Here is an 8,589-nt window from a genome sequence, read left to right as displayed (position 1 = left end):
ACTTGGTTGTTATCACGGCGGCGCACGTATTCGAAAGCGGTACCGACGGCGGCGAGTCAAACCAGTACAGCCGTCTATGGCTTGGAAGCTTGGAGGGGTGATGGATTACGGACTCATGCCAGGCCGGTACCCGGCTATCGTCAAAACCTATGACCAGGCCAGGCGCACTTGCCGGGTAGAGATTCCAGGCGTTACCGATGGCGGCGATGTGCTTCCAGAGGCAGAGATTGAATACCCGATAGGCGACAAAGCGCGCGCCGGGTCGAATACTACCGAGATTGAGATACTCCCCGGCGATACGGTCTGGATAGCGTTTATCGGAGGCGACTCTCGTTACCCGATCATTACCGGATGGAGAAACCCGCAAGCCGGGAATTCAGCCGATTGGCGGCGCTGGCATCATAAAAATGTTGAGATTCTCGCGGATGGAACGATGCGGCTTGCCGTTGGACCGTCGGAGATCATCCTGACGCCTGCAGGGATTGTCATGAACGCCCCGCGTATTGACTTGAACTGACCATGCTGACATGGACCCCAGACCCTGCCGCGCCACCTTGGGCAGAAGTTCAGGAAGATGAAAAGTGGGCAGAGCCAGCAATCACGGCGGTGGATGATTCGGATACTGCCTTGAGCGTCACCAATTACTCATACGAGGTTGTTGGCGATCCGATTGTCGGCCTTGTGGTTGTTTCAGGCGCCGGAGGCGTAACCGTATCGGCTCCAAAATCCTTGGTAGGGTCATTCCCCGCTATCGATATTGAATACCAGATAAAAGGAGCAACCGGTCACTGCCTGAAATTTAGCGACATTCCCATCGATGCAGATGAGGTTATCAAATTCCAGCCATGCGCTTCCAGCGTCAAGCGTTGGACGATTCGAGTAACCGCCGAACTGTCCGATCAAACAACGGATTCCGCAGAATTCTTGATCACCGTTCACGCCAATTTCACCCCCGGATGCACCGCGCTAAAGGAGGCTGTCAATGCCCTCCGTCACTAGGTTGGGAGACGGCTGCACCGGGCACGGGTGTTTTGGCGGGAGGCCGAACGACCAGGCATCCGGAAATGTTTTTGTAAATAGCATTGGTGCGCACCGGCAGGGAGACCACTGGATAACGCATTGCTGCGGACCAACATGTCATGACTCAACCCTTGCCGCAGGATCCTCAACCGTCTACGTCAACGGCAAGCAACTTGCCCGGATTGGTGACCCCATCGGGTGCGGAAGCGCTTCAGCCGCTGGGTCAGGAAACGTGTTTGCTGGAGGGTAAGCGGGAAAACGCGCCTGTTTCATTGGGCAATATTCAACACACTATGGGCAACACAAACAAGGATCATCATGAAAAACCTACTATTCAGTTTTGAGGACATGTCCGTCAAGGACAAAGCGGCCAAGCAAGCCATGCGCTACTTCTCACGCGCCGGGGCCAATGTCGTTCAGCAGGACGTTACGCCGAGCGTGAAGCGATCTTCCGGGATCAGCTATCGTGAAATGGTACTTACTTTTTCCGACTCGCAGAAGATCGTCATGCGCGTCAAGCAAAGTGGCGACATTTACCAGACGCTGCTCAATGGAAAGATCATCCCGATCAAGAATCAGGACGACCACGTTGCCGCCATTGCAGAGATGGTCAATGCCATGGAGACCGGTCGAACGAAGTTCCAGAAGATGATGGCCGCCATCAGCGTAAAACCACCGCCAGGCATCCGCACGGCAGCGCCAAAGGTTGAGGTAGCACTGACTGAAAAGCGCGATACCCTGAAGTCGGCAATTGCTACCGTTCGTGAAGAGATAGCCGCCTTGGCTGCACCGGTCTCGTCGGAAGCGGCTTAACCATGGCTTTGAAACCGCTGAAACCTTCGAAGCTGAAGAAGAAAAACAAGAAGCATCCTTCGCCGCTGGATTGATCTGATTACGGAAAACGGCGCTAAATCGCCCTTAAGCGACGCTCAAAGTAACAGGTGTCGCGGCTAGGCATTTAGCCGACACAAGCCAATGTAGCTCCGCATAGCTTGCCGCGATACCTTCCAATCGCGGGGCAGGAGCATGCAATGCAAATCAGCAAATTCACGCCAGCGCAATTGGTCACGTCCCTCGTTACCGAGCACCAAGGTAAGCCTGTTACCACATCATTGATCGTCGCCGAACAACTTAGCCGTAGGCATGGTGATGTTATGGGGGCGATTGATTCACTCGCAAAAGACGGAACAATAGATGTGCGAGGTTTCTCGCACATCTCCTACACCGACACGATGAACCGGGAGCAACGAGCCTACCAACTCGACAAACGAACAGCGCTTATTGCTATGCCGTTCATTGGCGGAAAGAAGTCAAGAGAGGGGCAAGCCAAACTTGTCGATGCATTCCTCGTTATGGAGGAACTGCTTAAAAAACGTTACGACTGGCAGCCAGTGCGAGACGCGGGCAAGGGTATGCGCCGCGACCTGACCGACGCCATTGCCGATTTCATCGGGTACGCCAAAGCTCAAGGCGCAAGCAAAGGGGCGGACCACTACTACGCCAACTTCACCAAGCTGGAATACAAACTGCTGTTTGCCGTTGCCACGGGAATGCCCAAGGGATTCCGCAACCTGCTTGATGTGGAAAGTCTGGACACGCTGGGCATGGTGGAGAAAGCACTGTCCATTCATATCCGCAGGGCAATGGAAGATGATCAGCCTTACAAGGCCATTTACGTAGCCGCCAAAGGCATCGCACAGACGCTGGTTGACATCATGGGCGGACGAAGAATATTGCCCGACCTGGATAGAGTTAGCGGAAAACAGCCCGGTATGGGCATGCCGGCACAAATACCATGTGCCCATGCCTAATTCTGACGCCTTCCTTCATATCGAGACCGCTTCCCATGGCGGTGCTTTCGGGCATAACCCGATACCTGCCCCTACGGAGGCGCAGCGCCTCGCCGGTAATTACAAAATGGGCCGGGTCAGCCTGTATGGCCTGAGCATCGCCATTGAACAGCCGCGCGGAACCTATCGAACCGGTGTTGATGCCAAGACAGGCAAGCGATGGACAAACCGAATGGCGGCGCACTACGGCTATTTCGAGCGCACCAAAGGAAATGACGGTGACGGCGTGGATTGCTTCGTCGGATTCTACCCGCAGTCAGAATCGGCCTATGTCATTAACCAGAATGTCGGCGGGCGCTTCGATGAGGCTAAGGTTTTGATCGCCTTCCCGGACGAAGACTCTGCGCGCCGCGCCTATATAGACAGCTACGACCGTGGCTGGAATGGACTGGAAAGCATCATCCCCGTATCAATTTCTCAACTCAAGTGGTGGCTGAAACACGGAAACATGCGCCGGCCATTGCGCGCTGAAAACCTCCCGTATGAAGGACTCGAAATGACTAAAGACGTGCAATGGAACAGCGACGCGCTGCCCGCAAGCCAGACAATTGACCAGGTGCTGTACGACATCCGCCGCGCCGATGGCAGCGAAAGGCTGCTGCTTGACTCTGTCAGCCTGCAGGACATCCTTGAAGATTCTGATGGGGTTATTGCGTTTGACGCGCTGGTCATTCCTTTTGCCAGGCTTGAGAACAAGATGGAAGCGCTCAACAAGGCAATGGAACGGGCAGGAAGCACCGTCAAGCCAGCGGCAATGCAAGTAACTGAGCCCTTCAACCAGCGGGGCGTAGCCAATGTTGCGGCCATCTTCGAACTGAGCGATGGCCAGTCGGTTTCGATCTTCTTCCACAACCCGGACGTAACGCCTAAAAAGATGGCCAGCACGGATGAGCTGATTTCGTGGAAGTGGCTGCTGAACAAGAAAGACATCACCATCGTCGTTGCGCCTGAGCGCGGTGAAGACCTGAATGTGCGCGAGGTAGTACGGCGCATCATGAAACTTGCCGATAAGAACAGCGCGGCATTCATCCGGGCAAACGGCAAGCGCGCCGAGCGCATGGCTGCCATTGGCGGGTTGAAGGATGAGATCACCGGCTTGGAAGCTGAATTCAAGCAGGTGCAGGGCGAGCTTGAGGTGGCGAAGATCGAGGCTGAGGGGAGGAAGGCGAAGGCGGCATCCGGCGATCCCGCCAGTGACTACGCACCGCCAAATGTCGCGCCGCCACCTCCTATGCCCTATAACTTCGCATCCGCAACCCCGGAAGCCCTTGCTCTGCTGGCAGTGTCCTACGCTGCCCCTGCATACAACAAAGGGTTTAAACGCACAGAAGAAAATGCCTATAGTTCAGCGGTAAATATCGAAGACAAGGCAAGGTATTTTGGATGGACTGTGGCGTGGGAAGCCATTGAAACACTTCCGGTGCTTGATTCGCTATTCCCTGAAATTGGAAGCGCCGGCTACCTCAAAGGCACAATCAAGAAAGGTACCAAAACGCTGATGACGGTAAGCGTTAGAGTCGATGGCGGCATGGCGTTTGACATCGATGATCGTGATATTCAATACAAAGACGCTTCTACCGTTGATAAATACGGCGAAGAAAACGAAAGCTTCAATCAGTGGGTTTACGACCCGAGTGGCGCGATTGATTGGGCTGCTGAAATGACGGATTCGTATGAAAACGAGGAAGAAGCTGCCGCAAGTAAAAGCGAAGAAGGTAGGAAGATAGATGCGTACAACCAGATGAATGAAACGAATCGACAATCGGCCATTGAAGCGGCCAACGAATTTGGGAAAACAAAACCCGGTTACTGTGGTGCAGTTTCATCAGGCACGGAATCAAAAAATGCACTTTCTCGCAAACCTGCCGGTTCGTTCACGCTGGTTGTTTCTGCAACCGGATCGTATTCGAGAGGTGGCGACACGGACTACGAAAAACCGGAAACGTTCGGTTTTGTCATGTTCTCGCGTCAAAAACTGGACAAGTCAGGCCGTTCCATTGTCCAATCCGGGAAAATAGGTAATGTTCAAGTAACCAATTTTCTCGCAACCGCGCAGCTTGCCTATGAGGCCGGGACAGTAGCGATAGCCAAGGCTGGTGGCGTGGTGCTTGAGTCGGCGGTTGCCGCATCCGGCGCTGGCGGGAACATTCCCCCGGTTAATCCACCTGTGGCAACGGGAGGGGATGAACCTCCAGTCGTAGCCACCGAAGACCCGCAGAAGGTCGCCGACCGCGCCCTGTTCCAGTCGGTTATCGACGCGACAAACCCAGACCTGTTCGCAGCGGACTTGATCGACAAACTGGAAGCGGCCTACAACCGTAATGCTGGCGATTCAGAAATGGACGCGATTTTCGAGCAAGCCGTAAATAAGTGGCAAGAGGTTGTTATGGCAGCAACGGCCAACATCGCATAACGGGAAAGATATGGAAAATTCTTTGGTATCTTCAATGGAATACGACAGCTCTCAAAGCGAGGACGATCCGGTATTCATGCAGTTTAGGCATAACGCAAAAGGCGCTATTGAGGCTCTAAAAAAAGCTGGAAGAGGTGTGGCAATTGCCGCTCTTTATCACCCGGATATTGGCGATATTGACCTTCGATGGGGAAATACATCGGACAACCCTCGCGCCAAAGGACTTGGTTTGGCGAAAATAATCAAGTGGCACCCCGAGGCTCTAGACGACCTGCAAGGGTTCATCGAAAAGATGACCATACAGCAGCGCCACAAAAACGAGATTCACTTGAGAGACAAAGCAAATGGCCGGGCTGGAATTAAAATCGATTGGGACGGAAAGACCGGTCACTGGCTAGTTACCGCATTTGTCAAGCCAGGGAGAGGTGTCCACGCACCTAAAGGTAGTCCAGCAGCTTTAGATGATGCGTCAGGGCTGATCCCAGCTACCCCCGACAACGTGGACATCTTTATTTTAGGATTTGAAATGAACGACGTCAATGCATTTGATAGCGCCTCCATTGTTGGCGTCTTGGCTAAAATGAAACTGATTGCCGAGCTAGTTGCAAATAAAAGCGCCATCGAATTGGCTGGAACTGGGCCGCTGGCTGCCATGAAGAAGGCCAAACTGGTGGCTAGGCGAGTTGAAATTCGCAGAATATTAGGTGGATATCCATCTCCGACTCCTTCTCCCGAACCAGTCGCCACCGAAAACGCCGACATAGCCACATTGCGCAAGATCGCCGCGGGGGAATACGACGGAGCCGGAATGGACGGCCTGCAATCGCTGTACGGGCGGATTTCCGAGGCGGTGAATGAATTGAACGACGCCGGCCTGCTGGTCGTAGGTACCGCAGAAGACGCCGCCAACTCCGCCATCACCCATTGGGCCGAACTGGAAGAGAAGATCAATGGCTGATTCCTCCTTGGCCTATGCAGGCGTTCAAAAGCGCCTGTCAATGTGCATGCAGATCATGAGCTTGCGCGAGAGGTTGGCCAGCGCCCCCGCAGCGACTGAGCTTAGCGCAAGGGTTCTGACGGGTAAGCGAGTGCAGGCCATACGCCGCGTGCTTCTTGATCGCCCTGGAAAGAGCCTTGCTGATGAGCTTCTTTCGCCGAAGACAGGGTTTACCAGGCTGGCCGAAATCCTTAACGCGGCCAAAGGTGGTGATGAGTCCGAGCGGCTTGTTGTCCAGACCTACGCCGAAGAGATTCAGAAGTTATTGAAGTCAATATCCTACGGCGAAACCCAAGCCGGAATGGCCGGCGCTATCGACGAGAAAGTTCTGCGTGATGCCCTGTCGGACTTTCCGGGAATCAAGGTCTTTGAAGCGTCAAACACGCTTGTCGACGCAAACATTGCTCGCGGCAAGTTCGACGCCGCGTTGCGTGATGAGATTGCCCATGCTGCATCGCTTCCAAATCCGGAATTTCTGCGGATTGAGGATGTCGCGCCCGAACTAGCCAAGCTGCAAAATGAAGCGGCTGTAAAGGCCGGAATGCTTAGGCTGGTCTATCGTGACAAAAACAAAGAGTACGAGCTTGCCGCACAAAAAAACCGTAAATTTGACGGAATGGACGGCGACGCATACAAAGCATTTATCGCAGCAGGCGAGGCTCAGACCGAGGCTTATATCGAGTACCGCGCAAAGTACGACGAATCCACGGCGATGCTCTCCGGGGGGATAAAGGACGCGCTGGAGAAGGCAAAACATGAGGCGCGAGCGCCCATCACTGCCGTAGGGCAAAAGGTGATAGACGCACTGGTAAAAGCATCGCCGATCACTGCTGAATCTGCGAAAGCATGGGCTGAGGCACAAGAAATTACCAAGTCTGCTGCCGCACGTCTTGGCAAGATGGGTTACCCAGTGAAGAAGTTGCGCGCTGACATGGCCGAGTTTTTCCAGATTACGGGAGGCCGGGTTACGGCGGTGCGCGTTAATTCCCAAGGCGACCGCCGAGCCAACGCGACGGATATAACCACGCACGGCGAGACCGGGACGATCAATCTTGACGGTCAATTCAACAAGAAAGTTCTCTGGCACGAGCTGGCGCACCACTTCGAGTCTGACCCGGTGGCGCGCATTGCGTCCGGGCGCCTGATTCGCCGCCGCGCAGTTGATGACAAGACCTATTCGCTACGCAGCTTGACCGGGAATTCCGGCTACAAGCCCGATGAAAGAGCCTACAAAGACAGTTTTTTCAACGAATACGTTGGAAAGATTTACAGCGACGGAATGTCAGAAGTTTTCAGCATGGGCGTGGAGTCATTCTCTGACCCGCTACTGCTTGGCCAGCGCATGGCAAAAGACCCGGAAACGCTTGAGTTTGTATCCGGCTATCTGCTGGCCGAGCAAAGTCCGTTAGCAAAGGCGTTCAGCGATATTCGTGACTCGATGCGCGAAATGAACGAAGGCATGGTTGATATCCAGGCCGATTCGGTCAAAGAACTGCAAGCCCAGATTGCCTCAATGGTATCTATCGATCCGACGACAGACATGACCTGGCTAAAAGGGAATTCTCTGTACGGAATGGATTCGTGGACGCTGACAGGCCGCATTGGAGAAGCCATTTACCTGTTCTCCGGGAAGGTAAAAAGCGAAAAATCAAGGCGAAAAGTAAATGGGTTGATCCTTGTCCGGGATACAGGCGGGTGGCCTGACAGTATTGATCTTCCAACAACCGATGTGACCATCGCCAAGGTGGCTGCACATATTTGGTCAAAACGTATTCGCCCATGGTGGCACGAACTCAGCAGCACGAAATATCTTATGGAGCACGGCAAATGAGCAACCAATCCGACATTTACATGACCGAAACCCCGTTTGGTCCGGTAAGCGTAACGTTTCCCGAAGAATTCGGCGTGACGTTTGATGGAAACCCCGCTGCTGTTACCTTTTTGAAGATGGTTATCGAGGGAAGTACAAATTGCAGAGGCATGTCGATGAGCGAAACAAACATCGAGCCGCACGATTTCTACTACTGCTGCCAGTCCAAAGAAAGCGGGGTGACGATTGTTCCTCCCTTGGACTTTTTTGATAACGAGGAATACGAAGAGGAAGACGGATTGGTTATGGACGGCGCTAACGACATTCCGACATCGCTTGCTGATCTTCGCCGAGCTATCCGTACTGAGAAGAGCGTGCTGGCGAAGGTTGCCCTCATGGGCGATATTCTGCGGGCGGTGATTGGCAGGGCACGAGCTGAACCTACCGAACCCCAAGCCCCCCGCAACCCGACAGCGCATTATTACGAATACGACCCGAA

Annotated in this window: 9 protein-coding genes; all 9 read left to right on the top strand. The window is 53.9% G+C overall.

Annotation, left to right across the window (positions count from 1 at the left end; genetic code table 11):
• Positions 1-100: 100 nt before the first annotated feature.
• A complete protein-coding gene (locus ACOYNV_RS23510) occupies positions 101-517 on the top strand; it encodes a hypothetical protein (RefSeq protein ID WP_422902238.1) in 417 nt (138 codons plus the stop codon).
• Between the two features lie 2 nt (positions 518-519).
• Positions 520-999, top strand: coding sequence for a hypothetical protein (locus ACOYNV_RS23505; protein ID WP_422902237.1), 480 nt, complete (start codon positions 520-522; stop codon positions 997-999).
• Complete coding sequence (locus ACOYNV_RS23500) at positions 983-1,270, top strand: PAAR domain-containing protein (protein ID WP_422902236.1); 288 nt, start codon at positions 983-985, stop codon at positions 1,268-1,270. Before ACOYNV_RS23505 ends, ACOYNV_RS23500 begins: the two co-directional genes overlap by 17 nt.
• 68 nt (positions 1,271-1,338) lie before the next feature.
• Complete coding sequence (locus ACOYNV_RS23495; protein WP_422902235.1) at positions 1,339-1,833, top strand: hypothetical protein; 495 nt, start codon at positions 1,339-1,341, stop codon at positions 1,831-1,833.
• 218 nt (positions 1,834-2,051) lie between these two features.
• Positions 2,052-2,831: a Rha family transcriptional regulator gene (locus ACOYNV_RS23490; protein ID WP_422902234.1), complete on the top strand. Its 780-nt coding sequence runs from the start codon at positions 2,052-2,054 to the stop codon at positions 2,829-2,831.
• Complete coding sequence (locus tag ACOYNV_RS23485) at positions 2,824-5,283, top strand: hypothetical protein (RefSeq protein ID WP_422902233.1); 2,460 nt, start codon at positions 2,824-2,826, stop codon at positions 5,281-5,283. Before ACOYNV_RS23490 ends, ACOYNV_RS23485 begins: the two co-directional genes overlap by 8 nt.
• 10 nt (positions 5,284-5,293) lie before the next feature.
• The gene (locus ACOYNV_RS23480) at positions 5,294-6,241 is read left to right on the top strand and encodes a hypothetical protein (RefSeq protein ID WP_422902232.1); all 948 of its coding nucleotides are present in this window, start codon (positions 5,294-5,296) and stop codon (positions 6,239-6,241) included.
• Complete coding sequence (locus ACOYNV_RS23475) at positions 6,234-8,111, top strand: hypothetical protein (protein ID WP_422902231.1); 1,878 nt, start codon at positions 6,234-6,236, stop codon at positions 8,109-8,111. Before ACOYNV_RS23480 ends, ACOYNV_RS23475 begins: the two co-directional genes overlap by 8 nt.
• A partial coding sequence (locus tag ACOYNV_RS23470; RefSeq protein ID WP_422902230.1) for a hypothetical protein occupies positions 8,108-8,589 on the top strand: 482 nt, incomplete at its 3' end. The genes ACOYNV_RS23475 and ACOYNV_RS23470, both read left to right, overlap by 4 nt.

Origin of the sequence: Propionivibrio sp. (assembly GCF_049316945.1) — a bacterium.
Lineage (GTDB): Bacteria > Pseudomonadota > Gammaproteobacteria > Burkholderiales > Rhodocyclaceae > Propionivibrio.
Note: the sequence above shows the minus strand (reverse complement) of the source record. Positions and strands in the feature narration are given on the sequence as shown.